Below are 22,200 nucleotides of genomic sequence, written 5' to 3'. Positions count from 1 at the left end.
CCAAACCTGTGTTACGCCCCAAAGCCCCCTCGTGCGGACCCCGTGCGGGGGGTTTTCAATTTCGGGTGATCTGTCTGATTCTGCTCGTGCTCCTCTTTGGGGTTTAAGCGCAAATATGCGGAGAGCGTTATGCTCGGATGGTCAGGCACCACGCAGGCTATCGCTTCGGCACTCAGTATCTGATCCACTCGTATGAGGGTTCGCCCAGATAATCGTGGTGACGCATCAGGATGGCGTCAAAGCTTCCGAAATCGCCGAGGAGCGTCGTACCGGTATGGATCCGCACCTGTTCATCGGCCCATGGTGGAACGGCCAGAGGTTCCACGGACACACGCTGGAAAGTGCCGACAGCATCATAGGAATTACGCACTGCGTAGGCCTCAGACTCCCGCCCGCCGCTGCTGTTGGTCGTTCGCTTCGACAGCTGCCAGACCTCAATGCCATCGCGATACATGCGGATTTCTGGGGAAGGCTCGCCGACATTTCGCGACAAGCCAACGGTACCTCCCATCGGGCAACGCCAGAACTGAACAGGCGGCTCGATCGGCCACGGCGTGATCCGCCGAAGCATCTCGGCATGTGCCCCTGAGCACTCAGTGGATGCAGGAAACCCACCCGCAAGGCAGAGCAATATCGCGCAGTCGATCGGGTAGCCCCCGGCAGGCGCAGCTATGAAAACAGGGAGGCTGACGGAGAGCAGACCCAAGATTGACGTACGGAAAGTGCGTTGAATATACATACTACCTACTCGCAGAGCGATTACGTAATATGATTAATCCACTTTTGTCTGCGAGGCAACGCCCGACTGAGGGTAGACCTTGGGACGAACTGCGACCGCAGGATCGAATCTGAAATTCGCAGGAACCGAGATCTGCGAAATCTCACCCGTGTTCCAGCGGTACACCGCTCGGACAGCAGCACCCTTACGAGATGTCTGGGTCAGTATGGCTTCGCGCCTTGTCGTGTGGTCACCGTGCTTCATCATGCTATCCCATCAAACTTAGGCGTCCAGAACCAGTCAGAATTTGATTTGAGGGCCGCGGTATTCTGCCGCTTCCTCAGCACGCGCTGTGTCTTTGCTAGCGCGCGTTGTCACGATACGATACGAAGAGAGACGAAACATTACGAAATCTGGACCACTATACCTTTGATCAAGAACGGAAAATATTTTTCCCTACCGGATGAATGCGACGATGATTTCAAGTCGCTTTTCATGCGTGTCGCGGCAACCGGCATCGGTCGCCCAGTCGATCACGACGGATGCCCGCAGGGGCCGTGGACGCCCGAGTTACTTGCCGAGGCTATTTCACAGATCGACGCCAACCGTACCGGGATCGAACTGCGGACAGTTCAACTCTGGTTCAAGGACAACGAGAAGGGGATCAGCACGAGCAACATCAGGTGGCTCGCCAGGGTGCTAGGCTGCAACGATCCGGAAGGGTCGAGTGCATGGCAAGTTGCATTGATGAGATCTCAGGCTCGCCTGGCGGCCCGCCGGCATTCGCGCCACCGGACGGACGGCGGGACAGGAAAGGCGCACGTTGATCCACCAGGGGACATCAAGCCCGAACAGGTTCAGGGCGATATTCACCAACCGTGGTTCGATCTCGCTCGCGTCTCGGAGGCAATCTTCAGTCGCGGATCGCCCCTCAACCTGCCCGCCTCGGTCTTCGCCGGCGCCGTCGCGTTGCAGTTCGTGTCATACTTCCTGTCAATCCACAGCGTCACCTATGTCCGCGACGATGGCATCACCAAGCAGGTTGGTTTTCTCTGGGCGCCAAACTGGACCGTCGTTTTCCTCATCTTGATGCCCATCTTCTTTGCTTTCGTGATCGATCAAGTGACAACCTGGAAGAACGAGAACCGCCCTGCACTGCTATCCCGTATCGGTGAGCATGACCGATCTGATCAATGGATGCAGCGGGTCGAGGCATCTTCGTACACCTATTGGGCCGCGTTTTTGCTTTGTATCGGTTTCGCGGGTGTCTTTCAGTGGGTAAGTGTCCGCCTGCTTCCGGTGCTGCATGGTGACGGTGCTTTCGCGATAGACTGGGGATCTCTGGCCTATGTGCGGCCTGACGAGTTCGGGATCTTCAAGCAAGCCGCGTTTACCGGAGCCGCATATCTCTACATGAGCCTGTGCTTCTATCTCTTCATCGCGGGCCTCATCCTGCTATCCAATCTGGTCGATGACTTCGCACATATCTGCAAGGCTTTGGGACCGCAGCCGAGCATCGTGCCCATTGACAGAGCTCAGTCGGCGGGAACTAGGATCATGCGAGGGATCCTCCGTGCTTCGGTCGCCGGACTTCTGGTCGCGATGTGCATGAAGCTACAAAGTCTGTATGTCGTCACTACTGCGCCGAGCGTATGGGGATGGCTCATCTCGGACTCCGGGTCGATCATGACCAGCTTCGGCAACCCGATAGATTGGGGCGACTACAGTATGCCAACCCATTTCACGAGTCTGCTTGTGGCGCTGATGGTGGGAACGGTGTATCTCTACGCCGCCATCCGCATCGGCAACGCAACTCCCGTTCAGGTGCCGTTGGCGAGACCCACGACCGCGGTCTTGTTCCTCGCCCTCGTCTACTTGCTGATCGGTGTCGTGGCTGGCTTCTCGATCTTGCTGGCGATCGCGCTCGCCGTTGCCGTCTATGGCTTCTTCGATCCCTATTTCGGCAGTCGTTACGAGCGGCAGATGGTACGCTTAAATGTATCATAATTGGCTGGACTGCTGGGACGAGCGCCGCGGGAAGCGAAGTGATGATGTAAAGCAAACTACGAATCTGGACCTCCGCTCAGATCTCGCGTTTCCAAAGGCAGAGACTGTGGCCAGTCTCGCTGAATTTCGCGCGCTCGCCGCTGCAGCCGTCGCGGATTCTCCCTCCTTTTACGGTGTAGAAACGGAAGCACCTGCGGCGAGCTGGAAAGACGGCTGGATCAGCTTTCCATCGAGTGTTTGCACCGAAACTCCGGAGAACAACACGGTTCATGCCAAGGTTACGGCAGCCAGGTCATCCGATCATGCCCTGATCGTCTTCCACCACTGGAACGCTACCTCGCGGAACGCGCAGCTTGCTCGTTTTTTTACGTGGCGCGGTCTCACGGTTGTCGAGATGGCCATGCCATATCATCTCGAACGCCACCGCCCTGGATCTAATCACGCCGACTACATGCTCAGCCCAAATCTCGGCCGCACAATCCAGTCTGTTCGCCAGGCCGTGCTAGACGGAAGGCAGCTCGTCGCCTTCTTGCAGCGTCGTGGATACGGCACGGTCTCTGTACTCGGCATCAGCTTGGGGTCCTGGGTAGCTGGCCTGATCGCGGCTCACGAACCCAAGGTCACGAAGGCCGCCTTGTTTCTCACCGGCGGTAGCCTCGCCGATATGGTGTGGACTGGGATTGCTACGCGCCACATTCGCGCAAGCCTCGAAGGCGAGATCGCACTTTGCGAGCTACGCCGCGCGTGGGCGCCGCTCAACATTGAGAGCTACGCTAATAGACTGGCCCGTTCTGGTCTAGAAATCCAGATACTGCTGGCAGAGCGAGACACTGTCGTGGTGCCCGCTTTATCGGAGAGCCTCGTTGCCGAGCTGGACCGATCAGGGGCGCAGTCGCATGTTACGAGAATGAACTGCGGGCACTACTCCCTAACCCTGCCGCCTTACGTCATCAAGGCCGGAATAGGCACCGCGAAATTTCTCAACCGAAAGGTGTGATCTGGATCGACAAGGAAATCGGCACTCCTGTCCATTATCCTTGATCAGTATTAGCAACTGTATCCCTCACGCGGTGGAAGGCTTCCATTTTTGACGGCTTTTACACAGGGCGTTAGCAAGGTTGACCAGTTTCCGGGCAACCGCGGTTATGATGACCTTGTGCGGTTTCCCTACTTTTCGCAAACGATCCGCAAAGGCCTTCATGGATGGGTTGTGATGCGCGGCGACCAGAGCAGCCTGGAACATCACATGCCTCAGGGTACGGCGACCCCCTGCAATGGTCCGCTTCCCGCGGAGGGTTCCACTGTCTTGCGCCACAGGGGCGAGCCCTACGAGAGCTGCAGCCTGTTCGCCTGTTATGGTGCCAAGCTCAGGCATTTCGGCAATCAGCATTGTGCTGGCTACGGGTCCGATCCCGGGGATGGAGCGCAAAACACCAGCGGTCTCTGCCAGCAAATCGTCGCTTGCGATGGCCTGGATGATCCGGTCTTCCAGTTCCTTGATCAGACTGTCGATGCGTTGCTTCAACTCGGTATCGATGCTGTCAAACATCTCTGCTGTGCCAAGCTTCTGATGCGCGCGGATCTGAGCCAGCAGACGTTTCCGCATTTCGACGATCTGGGCCCGCTTTGAGGTCAGAGCTCTGAGTAATCTTAGCTTTTCTGTGGGAAGGCGGCGACCAGCATCGGGTCGAAAGGCAAAGAAGCGGGCAATAAGCTCCGCGTCAATTCGGTCGGTTTTTGCGCGCGTGCCACGGCTTCGTGCGAATGCCTTCACCTGAGCGGGCGGCACTTGTCGGGCGATGACGCCTTCTTCCTCAAGTGTTTCCCAAAGCTGCCATTCCTGTCCGCCGGTCGACTCAAAGCAAACGACGGCATCTCGATCGCGGGCAAGATCCGCGACGGTCGCGTGACCTTCTGGTTCATTCGGCATTCGGCATTGAAGCCCATCGGGCAGGCAATGAAGATCCAGCCAGTCACGGCTGACGTCTATGCCGATAACGCGGCCATGTGATAGATTGTCCATGCTCTCTTCCTTCTGGTGCGCGGTCCTGAATGGCCGCAATCAACTGTCCGAGACGATGAAGAGAGGCGGTGCCGACAGGCTAAGAAGCGTGGTCAAGCCACAAGGGTCAGACGTCGCGCACCACCCCGTCACTGTCCCTGGCCAGGGACAGTGACGGGGTAAGTTTAGCAAAACTCAGATACAGAAGGGTCAGGACCCATTGATTTCTGCGAGGCGGCGTGATTCACGGTTCGAAAAACGAGCGGTGAACATGTCTGATCTCTTCTGGTTGACCGACGCCCAGATGGCGCGTCTTGAGCCCTATTTTCCGAAGTCCCACGGCAAACCCCGCGTCGATGATCGGCGTGTCTTGAGCGGGCTTATCTTCATCAATCGCAATGGGTTGCGTTGGCGCGATGCGCCTGCGGAATACGGCCCCCACAAGACGCTCTACAACCGATGGAAGCGGTGGAGCGACAAGGGCATCTTTGCGCAGATGATGGCTGGCCTGGCAGCCGATCACGGCGAGGAAAAGACGGTCATGATCGACGCGACTTATCTCAAAGCCCACCGAACCGCGACCAGCATGGCCGCGAAAAAGGGGGGCGTGGACGCCTGATTGGCCGAACGAAGGGCGGCATGAACACCAAGCTGCACGCCGTCTGTGACAGTCAGGGACGCCCACTCAATCTTTTCGTCACCGCCGGGCAGGTCAGCGACTACATCGGCGCACGGGCTTTGCTGGGTAGCTTGCCAAACGTGGAATGGCTGCTCGGGGACCGGGGCTATGACGCCGACTGGTTCAGAGACGCGTTGAAAGACAAAGGGATACGCGCCTGCATCCCCGGCCGAAAGCAGCGCAAGACGCCCGTGAAATACGACAAGCGACGCTACAAACGGCGCAATCGCATCGAGATCATGTTCGGCAGGCTCAAGGATTGGCGACGTGTGGCGACCCGATACGACAGATGCCCAAAGGTCTTCCTCTCCGCCATCGCACTCGCGGCGCTCGTCATTTATTGGCTATGAGTCCTGAGCCTAAGATATCGTGACTACAACACCATAGGCTTCTAGCTTAGATTGAGCGGCTTGCACGGCTTCGACTGGAAATCTTTCGGCATGTTCGACTACGATGTATTCTCCAGTAAATTTAGCCGCATCGGCTGCCACCAAAGCCTCGAACCCCGGAGTAACTTTTGGATCAAGGGCCCAGTCAGTCAAGGTTTGCAGAGCCCCCTTGTCCGCGATCTTTCGACGGGTGTAGCTAGCTTGTTGTTTACGACCATGCTTCTCCCTAAGAGCTTCCTCATAAGCGGTTACCGCTTGCCACAATCGTCTTTCAATAGGGTCCTCGTAGTCACGGCCAGATAACTCATATATGCGGATTCGGCACGCATTTGCGATATCCTCTCGCTTCAAGCGAACTGCGTTCGCCAACAACCTGCGAACGGCTTCCACATCGCCGATTTCATCTGGAACTGGATCTTTTGCCAATGAGTGATCTCCCTTGAGTACCTTTAGGAACTTTGTACCAGAAATACACAAACTTAAAGGAAATCTGCGGAGATGTTGACATCCGCTCGTTAGCAGTTGACCAGCGTCGATGATGGGTGTCGCGTAACGCCGGACACCTGCCATGCATCTAGCCAGGGACGAAGGTCGGCTTCGGGCCGTTGGAAAGGGCACCGTACCCAGCAGAGGAATTGCCGGGTACGGTATCGGTTTCGTGGTTTATGCGCTCTTCTTGTCGGCTTGCACCGCCAGATCGATTACGTGATGCACAAGGAACGCCTCTATCAAAGACAGGGCATAATCTCGGTCGATAGGCAGCATGCCCTCGTCCAGCCATCTGTTATCAACATAGTCTTCCGCATCCCAGAAAGCCCGCGTCGCGGTGGGATTGTCCGGCTCGATCCGGTCGAAGACTTTCTCGAAAGTGAAATTGGCGATCTCGATAGCTTTTGCTCGATCAGCAGGCGAGACAGGAAGCGACGTGATCTTGGTATCGACTGGCGCCGCCGTCGGGCAAGAGACAAGCAAGCTCCAACTCGCGAAGCCCTCCTGTTTGGCGATCTGCTTTTGCGCCTCATGGAGCGGGATGCCGCGTTCGCGGGATAGCTCCTTGGCACGGCGCTTTAGAACATAGATAGGCGTAGTTGGTCGGTTCATTCGAAACCCTCCTGGTCGAGCGAATTACACAACCCCTCCTCATGTGTGCTCGAACGGATGGTTCGATTATCAGAGTGCTCTGCATGAAGTGTGCTTTCCCAACGGAGGGGAGAGGCGCGAGCAGCGCCTGTCAAAGATAATACGTCAGTTTCGCTGAATGACAAGAGAAAGGCGCTGACATATCAGCTCGGGGAAGAGCGGTCTGTTTGAAGGCGATTCAGAGTTTCGATGCGCTGCGCCAGCATCAATCTCCGGTTCAGTGAAGCAGCGTTGTAGGTGGGTGACACGACGAACGGCAGGAATGGGCCGTCCTTGCATCGCCAGGCGCGCCTGATAATGCCAATGCAGAACCGCATCCGAGGTCGGCAGTGAGCCCCTGTTTACCGATGCTGCGCGTCGTCCGGATGTCGGCTTGCCTGAACCTGGCTAAAGACGTCACAGAACCAAAACGGGTTTCGCCAAGGGTTTGTGGCACAAGATTTTCTTGCGATCTCGGCAACATGCGGTCGCGCGCCAAAAACGCTCGTGTTTGGCCCGCAGGTTCTGGCAATGGGTTTACGTCTACCCTACTGCGAAAACACGAAGTCATGCTTCGGCTTCAGCCTTCGATGCGAACCAATCGAACGCGGCTTGGGCTGACGGCCTGCGCTTTTGACTGCGCGCGGCCAGCAAGTAGAAATCTTGCTCTCCGGAAAGGGCCTCCGGGTGGATCTGCACAAGGCGCTTTTCAGCGATGTCGCGGCGCACGAGAAAGCTGCTGACGAGGGCCGTGCCTTGGCCCGAGAGGGCCGCGTCTATTGCCAAGGCAGTCTGACTCAACCGTAGGCCATGCCCACCCCGATTTTCGACTTTGAGCTGCTTGAGAAATGCGGGCCACAGATCATGTGCATCGTGCAGTTTCGGCAGATGTGACAAAGTCTCCAGGTCGAGCGGCATGCGATGCTCCGCTACGAGCGAGGGTGCCGCGACCGCGATGACTTTCTGTCGGAACAGTCGAACGACTTCCAACGCCGCGCCGAAAGGCGGCTTGCCTTGGCGAATGGCCAGGTCGATCCCGTCCCCGTGAAAACTGGACGCCCTTTCGGTGGCGAAGACCGCCAAGTCGGCGTTCGGGTGTAAGGCCGAGAAATCCGGCAGGTTCGGGATTAGCCACTTCGCCGCGAAGGTCGGGGTCACGCTGACCAGCACCTTGTCCGGTTCCGGGCGAAGGGTCTCGGTGGCCGCGCGCAACTCGTCGAAAACGGTGGCAACGCGGGCATGATAGCCGCGTCCAGTCGATGTAAACGCCAGCCCTTTCGGCAACCTGTCGAACAGCGGCACTCCCAGTTGCGCTTCAAGCTGGCGCACCTGCTGCGCCACTGCCCCCTGTGTAACTCCCATCTCGTCGGCGGCGGCCCGGAAGTTGAGATGACGGCCTGCCGCATCAAAGGCACGCAATCCATTGAGGGATGGAAGCTGGGTCATGGTGAGATAGTAATCCTACTGGCACGCAACATCAATTCTGGCGCGAAATCCTATCAACGGTTGTCTAAATTGAAGTCAGAGCAATGATGGAGCACGCGATGTCAGTAGAAAAGGTAGCACTGGTCACGGCTGGCGGCAGTGGCATGGGGGCGGATGCGGCCCGCCGGTTGGCGGCGGATGGGTTCAGGGTCGGCATCCTATCGTCATCCGGCAAGGGTGAGACGCTGGGTAAGGAACTGGGCGGTTTCGGCATCACCGGGTCGAACCAGGCGTTGGACGACCTTGCCGCACTGGTGGAAGGAGCGAAGGATCGCTGGGGCCGGGTGGATGTCCTGGTCAACTCCGCCGGGCATGGCCCGAAAGGCCCCGCGCTGGAAATCTCGGACGACGACTGGCACACGGGGCTGGACGTCTATCTTCTGAATGTCATCCGGCCCACACGGCTGGTCACGCCACTGATGCAGGCGCAGGGCGGCGGGGCGATCATCAACATCTCGACCTTCGCGGCCTTCGAACCCGATCCGCTCTTTCCAACCTCCGGCGTGTTCCGTGCGGGCCTGGCTGCGTTCACCAAGCTCTATGCGGACAAATATGCGGCCGAGAATATCCGCGTGAATAATGTCCTTCCGGGGTTCATCGACAGCCTGCCGGAGACCGAGGATCGCCGCGCGCGCATCCCGATGGGGCGCTACGGATACGCGGAGGAGGTGTCATCCCTGATCTCGTGGCTAGCGTCCGAAGGGGCCGCCTACATGACCGGCCAGAACCTGCGGATCGACGGAGGGCTGACCCGTGCCGTCTGATGTCACAGTGACTGCGCCAGCGGCAGGGCGCATAGCCTTCACTATAAAATGGGTCGCGTCGATCATCCAGATTATGGGTTGCACGGCAACGGCTTTCGGATGGATACCTTGGAACCTCTATCTGTTCCTCGTCGGCGTCCTTGGCTGGTTCGCCGTCGGCGTGCTCTGGAACGACAGGGCGATCATGCTGATCCCTCTGGTCGCCCTCGGGGCCATGCTCGCCGGGATGAGCAGCAGCTGACCGCCGAGGACTGAACAAGGATTGCCAAAACTCAGCGTTTCTTTCACAGGCAGAATCGACCGTTTTTGACCCATAGGTTCTGACAGGGGGTTTATGTCCGGTATAGCCGCACAGGACTTCCCGCCGCTCTCGCGATGATGCCTTTCGCTTCGAGGTCAAGCTGCACGGCCTTGAGCCACCACCCCGCCTTCGCACCGCCGGGAAACAGGTCCTGATCAAGGTGAGGCAAGAGCGCTTCTTTTGCTTTGGCAACCTTCAGGCCCGGCGGCACATCGGGCAAGATAGGGAGCAGAGCGTTTCGCATGGCCTCGTATTTTGCCCGATCCAGCCGCTCCTTGCGGCCCGTATTCGGGTTTTCGACTTCAATCCTTTTGTCAGTCATTCAGAGTCCTCCTCACATCGGCCACGGGTGGATTGCGAAAGCCCATCTGGACCCAGGCCCAGAAAAGACGCCCCATGAAACCTGCAGATTGGGTTTTGGCATTTGGTAGATCGTCCGAAAGCGTTCCCGAGGCGTCCTTGGTCATTGTGCGCAGCTCCGGCCGCGGCGCTTCACCCTGGGGCCAACGAGCGGCATAGACGCTGATCCAATGCCCACCTTTGAACTCCAGCCACATGGGGGCATTGCAACACGTCGCGACGATGCGCTGCGTGGAAGCGTCATCACTCAGGCGGAACGAGGCCAGATGCGCTTCGCCCTTCACCACTTTGGCTTTGTCCTTCCGTTGCAGGACGAAACGCGTGCCGCTATTCGGTTCCGTCACCGGTGCCGCAAATCGCTCTGCTGCCGCTCGGCAGGAGGTGCAGTGGCATTCGGCTGCAAGGATTGGTGGACCATCGAGATCAAGCGCCGCGGCACCACACGAACAGGTCACGGTCGTCATGCGGGCACCTTGTCGAACGCCGCGCGCATGGTAGCGATGTCGATCTTCTTCATGCCCATCATGGCAGCCTGCGCGCGACCGGCGGCCTCGCGATCCGGGTCCGACAGCATATGGGTCAGCGCGGTCGGCACGATCTGCCAATGCACGCCGAAGCGGTCGCAGAGCCAGCCGCAATTCCCTTCGCTGCCGCCCTCGGTCAACGCGTCCCAAAGCCGATCTGTCTCGGCTTGATCGAGCGTGGCGACGGAGATCGAATGGTCATGCTTGGGCGCGAAGGCCTTGTTGCCGTCCATGAGCATGTAGCGGGTGCCCATGCAGGTCCAGAGCACCATCGCCATGTTCGGGCCGATGGGCTGGACGTGATCGACGCGCGTGTCGGGGAGGGTCGCTGCATAGAAGCGGGCGGCTTCTTCGGCCCCGTCCTTTAGAAAGATGCACATGCGTGACCTGGGTCGGTCGGTCATTTGAGGCCTCCTGTTGATTGAGTGGCGCTGACACCAAAAAGGTGATGGACGTAGCGGTCGAGATGATCCAAAGCCTCGCGCGCGAGCTCCGGGTTGTTGCCAGCTTTGGCGAGGATAAATCCGCCCTGGATGACGGTCTGAAAGTGACGGGCAAGCGAAGCCGGTGACCATCCTTCGGGCGTAATGCCGCGATCCTCAGCGGCGGCGGCGATGTCAGCCTCGAGCGTTTCGGCATGACCGAAGATGCTGGCCCCTGCCGCGTCGCGAATGTCCGGCGCAGTCGTGTGAACCTCTTGTGTGAGGGTTCCGACCAGGCAGGTGAATTCGGCTAGCTCGCCTGCGATGATCTCGCGGCGAAAGGCGATGTAGGCCAGCACCCGGTCGAGTGGATCGGCGGGCGCGTGATAGGGGGCACTCGCGAAAAATGCCCTTGTGGTCTCTGCCCAGAAATCCGCTGCTGCGACGCCGAGTGCGTCCTTTGATTTGAAATGATGGAAGAACGCCCCCTTCGTCACATCAGCGGCTTTGCAGAGATCGTCGACGCTCGTGGCTGCAAAGCCTTTGGTGCGGACGATATCCCTAGCTGATTCTAACAGTCGCGTGCGGGCATCGCCGCGTTCTGGAGAGTGCTTGGTTGGGCGTGGCATAGCAAATAGATACCAACCGGTTGGTATCGTGTCAATCTAAAATGCTTACATATCAAAACTCAACCGTTTCTGTCACCGGCGGAAAGGACCGTTTACGCTACACCGGAAGCTGCAGTTCGTGGAAGGTCAGCTTGGCCCCGCCGGTTTGGGGAAGCTGCGCCGTAGCGATGGCTTGGCTAGCGAATATCCGGAGAGGGCCGAGACAGAGCTCTGTAAATGCCTATGGGCAGAATGACGCGACAGACTGGTTGTTGCGCCGAAGCGCGGTCAGCGCCGCGCCCAAGGCAACAATCTATGATGCGATGTGCAGCGCGTCTTCGTCTCCACCCTATAGCCCTTAGGCGGTGAGGAGGGCGTAGCTGACTGACACCCAGCCCAAGGCGACTGCGCCAACTCCCAGACCGACCCCCATGAGGATGATCGCGTCGGACACACAGGCGGGAAATTCGTTCCTCGCCACCAGAGGATCGCAGACATTCTGCAGTGCAGACAAAGCCATCTTTGCCAGATGCTCGCCTTGACGGTTTTTCATCAGAAACGCAGCGAACCATGGGCGAGCATTCGGGCGACTTTGCGACACCTATCTGTCCGAAAGGACAGCTATCCAAAATGTCAGGATGACGCGCACGTCAGGCGCGAGTAACTACTGCCACACAACCGGCAAGCTTGTGTGGCCGGCGGTGTAGCACAACCTGAGTGTTAGGGTTAGTTAGTGATGCTTGTTCAACAGTCTTTTCAACAGTCTTCCTTCTCCGCGAGTTCTTTTTGTCATGTTGCTGATACCTTGCAGGCGGGCAGGTATCACCGCCTGGTCAAGAGGCCGCTCGATTGCCTTCTGGTTGCGATGGCATCCCCTTTCATCATTCCGCTGATTTTCGTGCTGGCATTGCTAGTCATGTTTGATGGCGGCAGGCCCTTCTATTCGCAGTTGCGCGTCGGTCGAGGCGGCCGCACCTATCGTATGTGGAAACTGCGCAGCATGGTCGTCGATGCGGATGATCGGTTGCGGTTACGCCTCGAGACCGATCCAGCGGCGCGCGACGAGTGGGACCGGACGCAGAAACTGCGGAACGACCCCCGGGTAACGCCATTCGGCCGGTTTCTGCGCGCCTGTTCGATGGACGAACTGCCCAGCTTTGGAACGTCCTTCGCGGCGATATGAGCCTGATTGGACCGCGCCCGATGTTGCCGGAACAGCAGGAGATCTATCCCGGCAGCGCCTATTATCGCATGCGTCCTGGTCTCACTGGCCTCTGGCAGATCTCGGCGCGCAACAGCACATCCTTTGCCGCTCGTGCAGCCTACGACGACCTTTATGAGCAACAGTTCAGCATGGCTCAGGATTTCAGGATCCTGATGCACACGGTGTCAGTGGTGCTGCGCCGCACAGGTTGCTGATGATCGAAGCTGAAGATCTCGCATTCGTTCACGCTGGCTGAAATTTGGCATATTAGCAAAGGTGTCGGACTCAGCAGCGATGGCGAGGAAAGCCATCGCGGAAATTCGGTCCCGCCGCCACGAGAATGGCCGCTTGCGTGTGTAATGGTCAGTAAGCCGCGGTGATCGGGTAGCCTTTGACGATGGAGTCGAGCAGCGCCGCGGTCTTCTCGATCGGCCAGACGAACTCCCGCTGGAACTTGGCGATTTTGATGATGCCCTTTCCGTCAGCAGCCGGGACGCGAGGAGTTTCGCAGCGGCAATGTCACCCGCCGCGCCGTCCCCACGCAGCAGCACCTGGATGGCTGCGGCCTGCATCAGGTCGTACGCCATCCGCCAGTCCCAGGCGCCGCCGGCATCACTGCCGTGTAACGTCTCGTGCATGATGCGCGCGAGCGCTGAGCTGCGCAGGGGTTGATGGTCGATCTCCGCGCCGATCTGCTTCAGGGCAGAGACGAGATCAGCGTCGGAGATTGAGAAAGCCGGGTTTGCGGTTTGGGTCTAGACATGGGGGTTTCCTTTGGATCAGGGTCTGAGTTCCAAAGGACAAAAAGCCCGCTCTACACTTTGAACGCGTAGAGCGGGCAATTTCTTAGCGGGGGGCCTACACGCCGATCATGGCCACTGCTGCGCAGCATGAAGAATGCGCAAAATGGTCACAAACTCAGGGCTTTCAGCATAAACCACGATGTAGTTTGGCCGAACAACCATCTCCCGGGTCCCATCGACACGGCCCGCGCCGTACATATGAGGACGTTCTGGAAGGAGGGACGTCTTGTGTTCAATCTCATCTTTGAGAACTTGAGCGGCATCCGGGTCGTCGTCGGAAATGTAGTCAATGATTGCCAACAGGTCCGCGATGGCCGTGGCTTTCCATTCAAGATTTGGCAAGGCGCTTCCCGTCAATCAATGCCTGGGCGTCTTGCATCACCTTCGTATGGGGCGTTGTGGGCCGTGGATCGTCCAACGCTTCCTGTACCTTCGCCCGGAACCAGGCGTCATAGGCATCCGGATCAGCAGTCAATCCGGCAGGCAAGCCGCCTTCTGCGGCCACGCGGGTCAGAAGAATACGCACCGCGTCGGAGAGCGTCAGACCGACGCCCGCAAGTGCGTCCGAAGCCTGTGCTTTCAGCTGATCGTCAACACGGACATGAAGCATGGATGTCTGGGCAGGCATGATGGTCCTCCAGTTGATGGGAATCATGTATCTCATTTGCGATACAGCTTCAAGTCGGCAGTATGTGCGCGCGTGGTTCCGTGGTGTTGTCTCAGCGAGAAACTCAGCCACCCTGACCCGCCAAAAACTCCGCCAGCACAGGACTGGCCTCGCCCTTTGCAGAGCTGAGCAGCTCCGAGCAGGCCCTGGGCCACGGCAAGGCTTCTAAAGGTCGCTTACCGGTCAGGCACCGCGTCAAGGGACATCTCGAACCGCTTGTCCTCCGCCGCAGCTTCTTTCAAGAGCGCGTCGAGATCGTCAGGTGGATTGCCATCTTCCAGCATCCCTTTGAACGTCGCATAAGCATCCGTCTTGCTGCCGTAGGCGCGCAGGGTCTTGTCGTCGTTCACCCATGCCACCACGATGATCTTCGCATCGCTGTTGAACCGGTAGAACAACCGATACTGCTGGAAGAATTTCGCCCGGAACCAGTGCTTGCGGTGATCGCCGAGTGTGCCGCCTTGCCGGAAGGCGGCGGCACCGGGATCTGCCGGTATGGCCTCGGTGACCAGCTTGAAGATGGCGGCCAGCCGCTTCGCGCAGTTCTTCTTCTGCCAGGTCTTGGGATCGCGCGCCCTACGTGTCTCAACCTCCTCGATCAGCCCTTCGAGCTGGTCCAGAAAGAGCGGATGCCCATAAATCGACCATCCGTTTACGACAAGGGGCGCTTGGGCGGCCACGCTATCGCCGCTCATTCATCCTCGCGCGATAGCGGCGCATCGAGATCGACGTCAACGTCTCCGACCAGAGCTGCAAGACGGTCATGCAAAGCCCCATCGAACGCCCGAATGCGGTCTGGATGCGCCTTGATATCGGCCTCGACAAAATCGAGAAAGACTCCGAGCACGGGATCTTCCTCGTCGCTGCGCACGGGCTCGATATAGACCCTGCCACTCGGCTCGGTGCAGTAGCGAATCTGGTCGCCCTTGCCCAGCTTGAGCTGTTTGCGCACACCCGCCGGCACGGTCGTCTGATACCGATCCGTGAGTTTCGAGACATCTTGTGCGAGCGCTGTCATGGCAGTCTCCTGAAAGAAGAGGGTCTTTGCTGTCCACCGACAGGTAATGCATTTGCATTACCATGTCAAGGTAAGCCGCAGGATCTGCTCTCGCCGGGCGGGTCGAGCAACCCACCGGCGCAGCCCCTATTCTCGCGCCGCAAAATACTCCGCCAGCACTGGGCTTGCCGCACCCTTCGCGGAACTGAGCAGCTCCGAGCCTGCAAGCGGGGCCTTCGAGAGCCGCACGAGCCCGCCAGTTTCCTCGATGCGGTAGCAGCGGCGTTTTTGCCGCCCCCGCCTGTAGTGCGTCGCGGTGACGATCTGGCAGGTGCTGCCATCGGTGAGCGTCACAGGGGTGACAAGCCTGATCTTGTCGCCTTCCTCGTAGTCCGGGATCGCAGCCCAATCCCGGCAGCGCTGACGCCAGCCATGACGGACGGTGTAGGCCTGCAGATAGCCGCCGTCTTTCGCAAGCGCCTCGAAGACCTCGCGCTGCGCCTCCTGGCTCGGGTGCTCGGCGAAGGCTTTCATCGTGTCGGGCGTGCTCGTCTTGGCGCGGGCCGCAGCGCGAATGTCAGGATGGATGAGCCCATAGCGCAACCGGCCTTTCACGGCGGCAACCGTCGTGCCGAATGTCTTGGCGATCGTCTCAGGCGTCTGGCCTGTCTGACGTCAGCGCCTGCCCTTTCGCCGCCCTCGGCGCCGACGATTTCGAGCCGTGCATTGCGATAGCCCTCCCGCGCGATCCAGACCTCGGCCGCGGTGATCGACTCCGCCAAATGCAGCAGCTCGGTATTGCCACCGAAGTCGAGGAGCACGCGGACCTGCCCAGGCTTCGGTGCCTCAGCCACCTCGAAGATCAGACGGCTGTCCGCCGAATGGCTGCGCATGATGGTGACGAGGATCACCCCGTCCGAAGAGAAGTTCCCTTCATGCAGCGTGAAGGAGCCCGGAGCGGTTCAGGTCGGATACGGTCGGGGCGGCTCCTTCTTCACGAGACGGTCAACGTCGTTCGATCTCTTCCAGGCGGCAAGCTTCTTGGTGAAGCGTGCCGGCGGCTTCGAACTGCCGTCGGTATAGCGGATCAGCGCCCCAAGGGGAGCTGTGACGATGATGGTGGTCGCAGACATGATTCCTCATCCCGAATGCGAGTGTTCGCATTCAGCATATTGATATTGCTGGCTTTTGTTGGAATGAGGGCGGGTTTCCCCGCCCCCGGATGGCTCAGATCACTCTGCGGCCATCATCGACGCGGGGTTCTCCGGCAGGTTGGCCGTCAGGAAGGCGGGGAGATCAATGTCGTCGGGCGCGCCCGCATCTTCCCCCTGCCCTTCTGCAATCGCCTCGCCGTCGCATGCCACCAGATCGGCCCGGCGCAGGACCTCGGGCAACCAGCCGGTGCCCTTGAGGAGTCGCTCGGCTTCGGTCGCCATCTCACCCTTCTTCAGGTGGTCGAAAAGCTGCGCGGTCCCCTCCCCCTTAGCCTCGCGCACGGCTTCGAGGATCCGGGCCTTCGGCACGCGGTTGAGATAGCCATCGACCGTCGGCTCCCAACCTGCCTCGACCAGGTCGAGATCCACCGCGCGCGCCACGAGATCGGCATGCGCCATGCGGCGGGTCAGGCCGCTGGCGGAGATGCCCGCACCGTAGGGGTTCACCTTCACATGGAGCGCGTTGATCCCGAAGCTTAGGCAGTGCGCCAGCAGCGCCAGACGGCTGCCCTCGTCGAGAACGGACAGATAATCCCAGAGCGCAACATCGTCGTCGAGCGGCAGATCGGCCTCCCAGGCGGCTTGCCGTTCGTCGACCAGCTTGGCCACGACGCTGTCTTTCAAATCGGGCGCCTGCGCCGACATGTAGACATGGCGCACCGATGCCTCGAGACAGCTGCCCGTCGCAGAGGAGGTGCGGAAGGTGTCCGTCACGAGCTTCAGGAGCAGGAGCGTCAGCGCGACGTCCGGCGAGCGCCCGATGGCCTCGCGCAGCGCGAGTGTCCGATGGGCGGTCAGTTCCATGACCAGCCGCTCAGGCAACGGCTTAAGCGCCCCGTCGTCGTCCTCCTCGCACGCATCCGCGCCGATCGGTTGCCCGTCTGAGGTGATGACGGTGCCGCCCCCGGACGTCACTGACGGTTTCCAGCTGGAACCGCCGACATCACCCCCCTGCCCCATGATATCCGCAGCATCACCATCCTGGACCGCGGACTCCTCACGCGGCTCGTCTTCGGGCCGGACATAGCCGCGATAGACCGCAATGCTGCCATCCCGATCCAGCGTCACGAAGACGCCCGCGCGCCCGACCTCGGCCGGGTCGTAGATCAAGGGCCGCTGTTCGAGCGCTTCCATCGCCATCTCGAGCTGCCCGAGCTGCGCGTCGATCTCCTCGGGATATTCGTCCTGACCAGAGTATTCCTCCTCCAGCGCACGATACTTGGCGAGAAGCGCGGCGTGAGACGCGCTTTCCTCGTCGGTCATCTGTGCGGGATCACCGGCGAGACGCCGCAGACCGTGGCTGTAGCCATAGGGCAGGTCGGTCGCCACCTCGATCCACTTCCAGCCCTCCGAGGCCAGCGCCTCGGCTTCGGCCTGAAGCTTCTCGGTGACCAGCCGGTCGAGCAGAGCAGGGTCCTCGAGCCAGCCACCGTCATCGCCCTGGAAGAGATCACGCAGCACGACACCGCCCGCCGCCTCATAGGCATTGACACCCACAAAGACCGCGCGGCGATCCGAGGCCCGGACCGAGGTTTCCGTCAGCATGCGCCGGATGGCGTAGGGCTCTTTGTGCCAGGAGCTCTTCACCGCATGCCAGACCTGCTCCTGACGCGCGTGAAACGGGTTCACCGTTAAGGTCATCAGTTGTTCCAGCGTCATGCCATCCTCGGCATATACCTCGAGCAGGGCAGGGACCACGGAGGCGAGCTTTAGGCGCTGCTTCACGATCTGCGGCGACACGAAGAACGCCGCTGCGATCGCCTCTTCGCCCTGACCATTCTCGCGCAAAGCCACGAAGGCGCGGAATTGATCCAGCGGGTGCAGGGCGACGCGCTGCATGTTCTCCGCAAGCGAGTCATCCTCGGCCAGAATCTCGGAAGCGGCATCCCGAACGATGCAGGGGATCGGTGCGGTCTTCGCCAGCCGCTTCTGCTTCACCAAGAGCGACAACGCCTGGAAGCAGCGGCCACCGGCCGGGATCTCGAACATGTTGGTCTCGACACCATCGGCATCAAGCACCGGCCGGACATTCAGGCTCTGCAGGAGCCCGCGGCGGGCGATGTCCTCGGCCAGTTCTTCGACCGAAACGCCGGCCTTGATGCGACGCACGTTGGACTGGCTCAGCACGAGATTTTTGAAGGGGATATCCCGCGATGGGGACAGGACGACGTTCTGGGTTGCTTTCGCCATCAGATCTTCTCCACGACGGGCGCCGGAAGCCACTCTCCCGATCTCACTTCCCGTCACCCCTCAAACCCCCAACCTTTTCCTCTCGAACATCCTGTTGCTGCCTAGAGCCGACTTAACAGCTGTTAAGGCATGACACGCGAGCCATGGACGATCTGCACTTAACAGCTGTTAAGCCGCACTCCGCCGACCGATCAACGCCATGACCATCGGCCCGCAGGAAAACTCGCCGGCTGCGGCCTTGGATGTCAGCGCGCGAAGATAGCCACCCGGCGAACGGATGTCGGCAAAGCGCTCCAGTATGGCGACAACGACGATCGACGCCTGCTCGGGGCCCATCAACCGTTGCGCTTCTTCCCAGGCGGATGCACTGATCCCCATGGCAGGCCGGACGTGGCAAGCCGCGTCGAAAAGCTGGTGCCAGTGCCGGATATCGCCTTGGTAAAAAGTTTTGAGGGAAGGGCAGGCGGCAAGTACTAGGTGGAGCGGGATTTTTGGGACTTGTCGTGTGTCCGGCTCTTCAACGTGAGCAACAGGCGCATCCGTATCATCATCTCGCGTGTCGGCCGACGCCGTGCCTTTTTCTAAGGCGGGTTCAAGATCTATAGATTCTTTATTTGAATTATGATGGTGACGATCAGAACAGGCATCATTGGTGTTCATCTCTTCTGTTTCAGGGCCATCAATGACGTTCCGCGCCTGGTCGAGAAGGGCTTCAAGTTCGACCCGATAAGCCGCAAGGTCCTCAAGCGACAGCTTGCGACGAAGGGCGCGTGCCGTGAGGGCGGCCGTGTCGCGCAGCTGATCCCAGAGGCCAAGGCCAGGCCGGATCTCCTCTCCGAACTCCGAGAGGGCCGCGAGATCGCGCCGCATGAGGCTGACGACCTCCCTCAACCGCCTGACACGCTCCTCGGCCTCACGCACGGCCTCTGCGGCCCGCGCGATCTCCTCGGACCGGCAGTGGAGCGGCGAGAGGTCGAAGCCGAAAGCCACACGCTCTTCGCCGTGCTTGCGGACATAGCGCTTCCCGTTGGGGCTATCGCGCCGCATGAGCAAGCCTGCCTCGACCAGGCGCGCCAGGTGACGGCGCATCGTGGAGCAAGGCATGCCGTTCAGTCGCTCGCAGATCGCCTTGTTGGAAGGGAAGACGACCATCTCGGTGTTCCCGCCAAGTGCATCATCTGGAAAGAAGCTGAGCAGCCCTTGGAGAACCGTCAGATCGCGCTCGGAAACCCCAAAGGCAGCCTGCGCCTTGGACAGCTCGCGCAAGAGCTCCCACTTGTTGACGGGCTTGCCAGGAACGGACGCCTCGGGTCGCTCGACTACGCGCAGATGGGCGTGCGAGATCGGCCGCATAAACGGCGAAATCGGTGTGTACTCCATGTTTTTAATTCACGAAGGCAAAATTTCCCTGGCCCGCGAATCGCTTTGCGCTTGCGGGAAAGGGGCCAGATCGCTACACTCAGAGGTGCGAAAACTGAAGTTTTGTAGCGGGCTGGTCCCGTGCGAAACCTAAGAAAGGTCTCGTGAAGCTTGCTTCTCGGGGCCTTTTTCTTTTCTGCCTGTCTCGTGCCTCCTTTGTTTGTTGCTCTTCCTCAGTCTTCCGAACGCTTCCAGCGCTCGTGAAGCTCGGCGATCAACTGCGGGGCATGGCCCTCCAACCAGCTGACGAAATCACTGTCCTCGGCCTTCAACTCGAGCTTGAGTTGCTTGCCACGACGTCCAGTAGTGACAGTGGCTGCACCGACGCCCGGAATGACCGTGCCAGGCTGCCCGCGAGGGCGAGACGAGGACGCAGTCTGTTCAGGCTTTCCTGCAGCGGAGAGGACGGCCAAGAATGCATTATCGGATTTCTCGTTTATCCCACCTTGGTGGGTGGTCTTCGCCTCACCGGCCAAAGCGGCAAGCCGTTCGCGATCGACATCTTTAGACCCAAGCAACTTCTTGAGCTCTTCCCATCGGGGCCTTCCGATGCCCGGCGCCGCGCCAATGGCCAGGATCAAGTCCTCCCCCACGGTGCGAACCACGCTTAACAGCTGAGAAACGCCTGCTTCAGTCAAATTGAGAACCTCCGCGACACCCTTGTTTGTGCGTTCAGATGCGCTCAGATGGTCACCGTCCAGCAAGGCGGCGGCGACAAGCGCGCGTTCGATGAAGCTAAGATCCCGACGCTCCTGGTTCTCCAAAAGCTGATCGCGAAGCGCCTGATCGCCCTCCATCTCCGTGACGATGGCGCGGACCTTTATGCCGAGTTCTCTGCAAGCTTCCAGCCGACGACGGCCATAGATCAGGCTGTAGCGCTCACCCTCAAGCGGCCGGACAAGGATCGGCACGCGCTGGCCATTCTTGGAAATCGAGGCTTTGAGACCCTCGGTCTCGATCTGCAAACGGTCATCGAGCCGACCTGCGGTCTCGATTTGGTCAGGCTCGATTTCGAAGACGCCGCCGCGCAGCCTGCGCCCTTCCAGTGCGTCAGGCGCATTGCGCAGGGTCTGCAACGGCATCCCGAGTTTAGGCTTTCTTGCCATTTCGGCCCCACGTGTTCTGGATGATCTCAGCGATCTCGTCGTTTACAGCGTTCATGGACTCGATTGCGCGGTCGAATGTCTGACGCGTGAAGTCCTTCTTGTCGGCCTCATAGAGCGTCTGCTTGGTCAGCCCCGCGTCAGAGATAGCCGTCGACTCAACCATATGGTTGGTGAGGACTGACCTACCGAACAGTCCACGGATAAAGGCAATGACCTCGGTCTGTGGGGCATCGCCCACCTTGTATCGGGTCGGTAGGAACCGCAGCCAGTCGAAACGAAGATTTGCACCGGCATCCCGGATGACACCGAGCAGATCAGCGGTCATGCGCAGGAACTGCGACATGGACATCAAATCGAGCATCTGCGGGTGAACGGTTACAAGGACGCCGGAGGATGCCGACAAGGCGGACATGGTCAGGAAGCCGAGCTGCGGGGGACAGTCGATGACGACGACGTCGTAGTCTGCTTCGACACTGTCGAGCGCATCACGCGCCCGCGCGAAAAAGGCGCGCGCACCACCTCGCTGAATGGCGGCCGGCGTCTCGTGCTCGAATTCCATGAGTTCGAGGTTGCCGGGAATCAGATCAAGACCGCGGATGTATGTCTTGCGGATCACATCCGAAATCGGAACCGGCTCATCGTAGCGCACCGCGTCATAGAGGGTCCCGCCCTCCATCAGGTCCAATTCAGGCTGGATGCCATGCAGCGCGGAAAGGGAAGCCTGTGGATCGAGGTCGATCGCAAGCACCCGATATCCCTTGAGCGCCAAGCGTTGCGCCAAGTGCGCCGACGTGGTTGTCTTGCCGGACCCACCCTTGAAGTTGACGACAGAGATAATCTGAAGCTCATCCCCGCTGCGACGTCCCGGTACGTAGGTGCCAGGCTTTTTTGCATTTGCCTCAAGGGCGTGGCGGATGTCCCAGACATCATCCAGCGTATACCGACGGTGACTTCCCGCAGTCATTTCGACCTCAGCGATCTTTCCTTCTCGATGAAGCTTGCGAAGATAGGTATGGTCGACCCCAAGCAACTCCGCCGCTTCACCGCTGGTCAGGCTGCGCATGACCTTCTTGGCGTCGGGGGGGAAGTGAGCCGCGCGTTGCGCGTAAAGGTTCGACGCGAGAAGCTCTGCGTAGTGCCCGATGGCAATGTCTAGGTCCTGCTCAGCGTCGCTCATCTCTGCCTCGATCCGTGGGCGCGATTTTTATGTGACCACGCGGTA

General features: G+C 59.7%; 24 protein-coding genes and 5 pseudogenes. 7 read left to right on the top strand and 22 right to left on the bottom strand.

Going from position 1 to position 22,200, the window contains the following annotated elements; all coding sequences use genetic code 11:
* Window positions 1-505: 505 nt before the first annotated feature.
* A pseudogene (locus tag J7359_RS20010) lies at window positions 506-739 on the bottom strand (hypothetical protein); the annotation flags it as partial.
* A 408-nt stretch (window positions 740-1,147) separates the two neighbouring features.
* Here J7359_RS20010 and J7359_RS15300 point away from each other — a divergent pair.
* Both J7359_RS15300 and J7359_RS15295 read left to right on the top strand, forming a co-directional pair.
* The gene (locus J7359_RS15300; protein ID WP_247740449.1) at window positions 1,148-2,725 is read left to right on the top strand and encodes a hypothetical protein; all 1,578 of its coding nucleotides are present in this window, start codon (window positions 1,148-1,150) and stop codon (window positions 2,723-2,725) included.
* Complete coding sequence (locus J7359_RS15295; protein WP_209057902.1) at window positions 2,715-3,722, top strand: dienelactone hydrolase-related enzyme; 1,008 nt, start codon at window positions 2,715-2,717, stop codon at window positions 3,720-3,722. Before J7359_RS15300 ends, J7359_RS15295 begins: the two co-directional genes overlap by 11 nt.
* 66 nt (window positions 3,723-3,788) lie before the next feature.
* Here the strand turns inward: J7359_RS15295 and J7359_RS15290 are convergent, their stop codons facing one another.
* Window positions 3,789-4,748: an IS110 family transposase gene (locus J7359_RS15290; RefSeq protein ID WP_209057896.1), complete on the bottom strand. Its 960-nt coding sequence runs from the start codon at window positions 4,746-4,748 to the stop codon at window positions 3,789-3,791.
* Window positions 4,749-4,998: 250 nt separating this feature from the next.
* Between J7359_RS15290 and J7359_RS15285 the strand changes: the two genes are divergently transcribed.
* Window positions 4,999-5,756 (top strand): IS5 family transposase gene (locus J7359_RS15285; RefSeq protein WP_209057894.1). Its coding sequence is split into 2 segments (ribosomal slippage): window positions 4,999-5,323 and window positions 5,323-5,756, totalling 759 coding nucleotides; the frame shifts between segments, so codons are not numbered across the junction.
* 9 nt (window positions 5,757-5,765) lie between these two features.
* Here J7359_RS15285 and J7359_RS15280 read toward each other — a convergent pair.
* The 3 genes from J7359_RS15280 to J7359_RS15270 all read right to left on the bottom strand — a co-directional run bounded on the left by J7359_RS15280 (window position 5,766) and on the right by J7359_RS15270 (window position 8,360).
* Window positions 5,766-6,221, bottom strand: coding sequence for a hypothetical protein (locus J7359_RS15280; protein WP_209057892.1), 456 nt, complete (start codon window positions 6,219-6,221; stop codon window positions 5,766-5,768).
* Between the two features lie 237 nt (window positions 6,222-6,458).
* Window positions 6,459-6,896: a hypothetical protein gene (locus J7359_RS15275; RefSeq protein ID WP_209057890.1), complete on the bottom strand. Its 438-nt coding sequence runs from the start codon at window positions 6,894-6,896 to the stop codon at window positions 6,459-6,461.
* A gap of 585 nt (window positions 6,897-7,481) precedes the next feature.
* Window positions 7,482-8,360, bottom strand: coding sequence for a LysR substrate-binding domain-containing protein (locus tag J7359_RS15270; protein ID WP_209057888.1), 879 nt, complete (start codon window positions 8,358-8,360; stop codon window positions 7,482-7,484).
* Between the two features lie 98 nt (window positions 8,361-8,458).
* Between J7359_RS15270 and J7359_RS15265 the strand changes: the two genes are divergently transcribed.
* Window positions 8,459-9,163 (top strand): SDR family oxidoreductase, encoded by a 705-nt coding sequence (locus J7359_RS15265; protein WP_209057886.1) that lies wholly within the window; start codon window positions 8,459-8,461, stop codon window positions 9,161-9,163.
* A complete protein-coding gene (locus tag J7359_RS15260) occupies window positions 9,153-9,404 on the top strand; it encodes a DUF6552 family protein (protein ID WP_209057884.1) in 252 nt (83 codons plus the stop codon). The genes J7359_RS15265 and J7359_RS15260 overlap by 11 nt, the downstream gene beginning before the upstream one ends.
* Before the next feature lie 91 nt (window positions 9,405-9,495).
* Here J7359_RS15260 and J7359_RS15255 read toward each other — a convergent pair whose 3' ends face one another.
* The 5 genes from J7359_RS15255 to J7359_RS15235 form a co-directional block, all read right to left on the bottom strand.
* Window positions 9,496-9,786: a hypothetical protein gene (locus tag J7359_RS15255; protein WP_209057882.1), complete on the bottom strand. Its 291-nt coding sequence runs from the start codon at window positions 9,784-9,786 to the stop codon at window positions 9,496-9,498.
* Window positions 9,779-10,288: a hypothetical protein gene (locus J7359_RS15250; protein WP_209057881.1), complete on the bottom strand. Its 510-nt coding sequence runs from the start codon at window positions 10,286-10,288 to the stop codon at window positions 9,779-9,781. Before J7359_RS15250 ends, J7359_RS15255 begins: the two co-directional genes overlap by 8 nt.
* Entirely contained in the window at window positions 10,285-10,752 is a 468-nt protein-coding gene (locus J7359_RS15245) for a VOC family protein (protein WP_209057880.1), read from the bottom strand. The genes J7359_RS15250 and J7359_RS15245 overlap by 4 nt, the downstream gene beginning before the upstream one ends.
* On the bottom strand, window positions 10,749-11,399 hold the full coding sequence (locus tag J7359_RS15240; RefSeq protein WP_209057879.1) for a TetR/AcrR family transcriptional regulator: 651 nt from the start codon (window positions 11,397-11,399) through the stop codon (window positions 10,749-10,751). The genes J7359_RS15245 and J7359_RS15240 overlap by 4 nt, the downstream gene beginning before the upstream one ends.
* A 337-nt stretch (window positions 11,400-11,736) precedes the next feature.
* A complete protein-coding gene (locus tag J7359_RS15235; RefSeq protein WP_209057878.1) occupies window positions 11,737-11,898 on the bottom strand; it encodes a hypothetical protein in 162 nt (53 codons plus the stop codon).
* A 216-nt stretch (window positions 11,899-12,114) separates the two neighbouring features.
* Here J7359_RS15235 and J7359_RS15230 point away from each other — a divergent pair, with 216 nt between their 5' ends.
* Entirely contained in the window at window positions 12,115-12,561 is a 447-nt protein-coding gene (locus J7359_RS15230; protein WP_247740448.1) for a sugar transferase, read from the top strand.
* Complete coding sequence (locus J7359_RS20005; RefSeq protein WP_247740447.1) at window positions 12,558-12,797, top strand: sugar transferase; 240 nt, start codon at window positions 12,558-12,560, stop codon at window positions 12,795-12,797. Before J7359_RS15230 ends, J7359_RS20005 begins: the two co-directional genes overlap by 4 nt.
* A 261-nt stretch (window positions 12,798-13,058) precedes the next feature.
* Here the strand turns inward: J7359_RS20005 and J7359_RS20000 are convergent.
* From J7359_RS20000 to repA, 12 genes and pseudogenes are all read right to left on the bottom strand, one after another.
* Window positions 13,059-13,310 (bottom strand): annotated as a pseudogene (locus tag J7359_RS20000) (methylase); the annotation flags it as partial.
* A gap of 141 nt (window positions 13,311-13,451) precedes the next feature.
* The gene (locus J7359_RS15225) at window positions 13,452-13,727 is read right to left on the bottom strand and encodes a type II toxin-antitoxin system RelE/ParE family toxin (RefSeq protein WP_209057877.1); all 276 of its coding nucleotides are present in this window, start codon (window positions 13,725-13,727) and stop codon (window positions 13,452-13,454) included.
* Window positions 13,714-14,013 carry a type II toxin-antitoxin system RelB/DinJ family antitoxin gene (locus J7359_RS15220; protein WP_027246657.1) on the bottom strand — a complete coding sequence of 100 codons (300 nt, stop codon included), beginning with the start codon at window positions 14,011-14,013 and terminating at the stop codon, window positions 13,714-13,716. The genes J7359_RS15225 and J7359_RS15220 overlap by 14 nt, the downstream gene beginning before the upstream one ends.
* A 215-nt stretch (window positions 14,014-14,228) precedes the next feature.
* A complete protein-coding gene (locus J7359_RS15215) occupies window positions 14,229-14,747 on the bottom strand; it encodes a type II toxin-antitoxin system YhaV family toxin (protein ID WP_209057876.1) in 519 nt (172 codons plus the stop codon).
* The gene (locus J7359_RS15210) at window positions 14,744-15,070 is read right to left on the bottom strand and encodes a type II toxin-antitoxin system PrlF family antitoxin (RefSeq protein ID WP_209057874.1); all 327 of its coding nucleotides are present in this window, start codon (window positions 15,068-15,070) and stop codon (window positions 14,744-14,746) included. The genes J7359_RS15215 and J7359_RS15210 overlap by 4 nt, the downstream gene beginning before the upstream one ends.
* 126 nt (window positions 15,071-15,196) lie before the next feature.
* Window positions 15,197-15,478: pseudogene (locus J7359_RS15205) on the bottom strand (hypothetical protein); the annotation flags it as partial.
* A gap of 6 nt (window positions 15,479-15,484) precedes the next feature.
* Window positions 15,485-15,715 (bottom strand): annotated as a pseudogene (locus J7359_RS20260) (chromosome partitioning protein ParB); the annotation flags it as partial.
* Window positions 15,661-16,182, bottom strand: a pseudogene (locus J7359_RS20255) (hypothetical protein). The pseudogenes J7359_RS20260 and J7359_RS20255, both read right to left, overlap by 55 nt.
* A 99-nt stretch (window positions 16,183-16,281) precedes the next feature.
* The gene (locus J7359_RS15190) at window positions 16,282-18,453 is read right to left on the bottom strand and encodes a ParB/RepB/Spo0J family partition protein (RefSeq protein WP_209057872.1); all 2,172 of its coding nucleotides are present in this window, start codon (window positions 18,451-18,453) and stop codon (window positions 16,282-16,284) included.
* A 168-nt stretch (window positions 18,454-18,621) separates the two neighbouring features.
* Window positions 18,622-19,833 (bottom strand): plasmid replication protein RepC, encoded by a 1,212-nt coding sequence (gene repC, locus J7359_RS15185; RefSeq protein WP_209057870.1) that lies wholly within the window; start codon window positions 19,831-19,833, stop codon window positions 18,622-18,624.
* Window positions 19,834-20,045: 212 nt separating this feature from the next.
* Window positions 20,046-20,978 carry a plasmid partitioning protein RepB gene (gene repB / locus J7359_RS15180; RefSeq protein ID WP_209057868.1) on the bottom strand — a complete coding sequence of 311 codons (933 nt, stop codon included), beginning with the start codon at window positions 20,976-20,978 and terminating at the stop codon, window positions 20,046-20,048.
* Complete coding sequence (gene repA, locus J7359_RS15175; protein ID WP_209057866.1) at window positions 20,962-22,155, bottom strand: plasmid partitioning protein RepA; 1,194 nt, start codon at window positions 22,153-22,155, stop codon at window positions 20,962-20,964. The genes repB and repA overlap by 17 nt, the downstream gene beginning before the upstream one ends.
* Between the last annotated feature and the right edge of the window lie 45 nt (window positions 22,156-22,200).

Source organism: Paracoccus sp. R12_2 (genome assembly GCF_017744015.1).
In the GTDB taxonomy this organism is placed as follows: domain Bacteria; phylum Pseudomonadota; class Alphaproteobacteria; order Rhodobacterales; family Rhodobacteraceae; genus Paracoccus.
This window is presented reverse-complemented; position numbering and strand designations above follow the sequence as displayed.

What these genes read in the sequence shown, in the direction of transcription:
- J7359_RS15295 (WP_209057902.1), top strand. Translation starts at nt 2,715, where the DNA reads ATGTATCATAATTGGCTGGACTGCTGGGACGAGCGCCGCGGGAAGCGA.
- J7359_RS15290 (WP_209057896.1), bottom strand. Translation starts at nt 4,748, where the DNA reads ATGGACAATCTATCACATGGCCGCGTTATCGGCATAGACGTCAGCCGT.
- J7359_RS15275 (WP_209057890.1), bottom strand. Translation starts at nt 6,896, where the DNA reads ATGAACCGACCAACTACGCCTATCTATGTTCTAAAGCGCCGTGCCAAG.
- J7359_RS15270 (WP_209057888.1), bottom strand. Translation starts at nt 8,360, where the DNA reads ATGACCCAGCTTCCATCCCTCAATGGATTGCGTGCCTTTGATGCGGCA.
- J7359_RS15265 (WP_209057886.1), top strand. Translation starts at nt 8,459, where the DNA reads ATGTCAGTAGAAAAGGTAGCACTGGTCACGGCTGGCGGCAGTGGCATG.
- J7359_RS15255 (WP_209057882.1), bottom strand. Translation starts at nt 9,786, where the DNA reads ATGACTGACAAAAGGATTGAAGTCGAAAACCCGAATACGGGCCGCAAG.
- J7359_RS15250 (WP_209057881.1), bottom strand. Translation starts at nt 10,288, where the DNA reads ATGACGACCGTGACCTGTTCGTGTGGTGCCGCGGCGCTTGATCTCGAT.
- J7359_RS15245 (WP_209057880.1), bottom strand. Translation starts at nt 10,752, where the DNA reads ATGACCGACCGACCCAGGTCACGCATGTGCATCTTTCTAAAGGACGGG.
- J7359_RS15240 (WP_209057879.1), bottom strand. Translation starts at nt 11,399, where the DNA reads ATGCCACGCCCAACCAAGCACTCTCCAGAACGCGGCGATGCCCGCACG.
- J7359_RS15235 (WP_209057878.1), bottom strand. Translation starts at nt 11,898, where the DNA reads ATGGCTTTGTCTGCACTGCAGAATGTCTGCGATCCTCTGGTGGCGAGG.
- J7359_RS15230 (WP_247740448.1), top strand. Translation starts at nt 12,115, where the DNA reads ATGCTTGTTCAACAGTCTTTTCAACAGTCTTCCTTCTCCGCGAGTTCT.
- J7359_RS20005 (WP_247740447.1), top strand. Translation starts at nt 12,558, where the DNA reads ATGAGCCTGATTGGACCGCGCCCGATGTTGCCGGAACAGCAGGAGATC.
- J7359_RS15220 (WP_027246657.1), bottom strand. Translation starts at nt 14,013, where the DNA reads ATGCCTGCCCAGACATCCATGCTTCATGTCCGTGTTGACGATCAGCTG.
- J7359_RS15215 (WP_209057876.1), bottom strand. Translation starts at nt 14,747, where the DNA reads ATGAGCGGCGATAGCGTGGCCGCCCAAGCGCCCCTTGTCGTAAACGGA.
- J7359_RS15210 (WP_209057874.1), bottom strand. Translation starts at nt 15,070, where the DNA reads ATGACAGCGCTCGCACAAGATGTCTCGAAACTCACGGATCGGTATCAG.
- J7359_RS15190 (WP_209057872.1), bottom strand. Translation starts at nt 18,453, where the DNA reads ATGGCGAAAGCAACCCAGAACGTCGTCCTGTCCCCATCGCGGGATATC.
- repC (WP_209057870.1), bottom strand. Translation starts at nt 19,833, where the DNA reads ATGGAGTACACACCGATTTCGCCGTTTATGCGGCCGATCTCGCACGCC.
- repB (WP_209057868.1), bottom strand. Translation starts at nt 20,978, where the DNA reads ATGGCAAGAAAGCCTAAACTCGGGATGCCGTTGCAGACCCTGCGCAAT.
- repA (WP_209057866.1), bottom strand. Translation starts at nt 22,155, where the DNA reads ATGAGCGACGCTGAGCAGGACCTAGACATTGCCATCGGGCACTACGCA.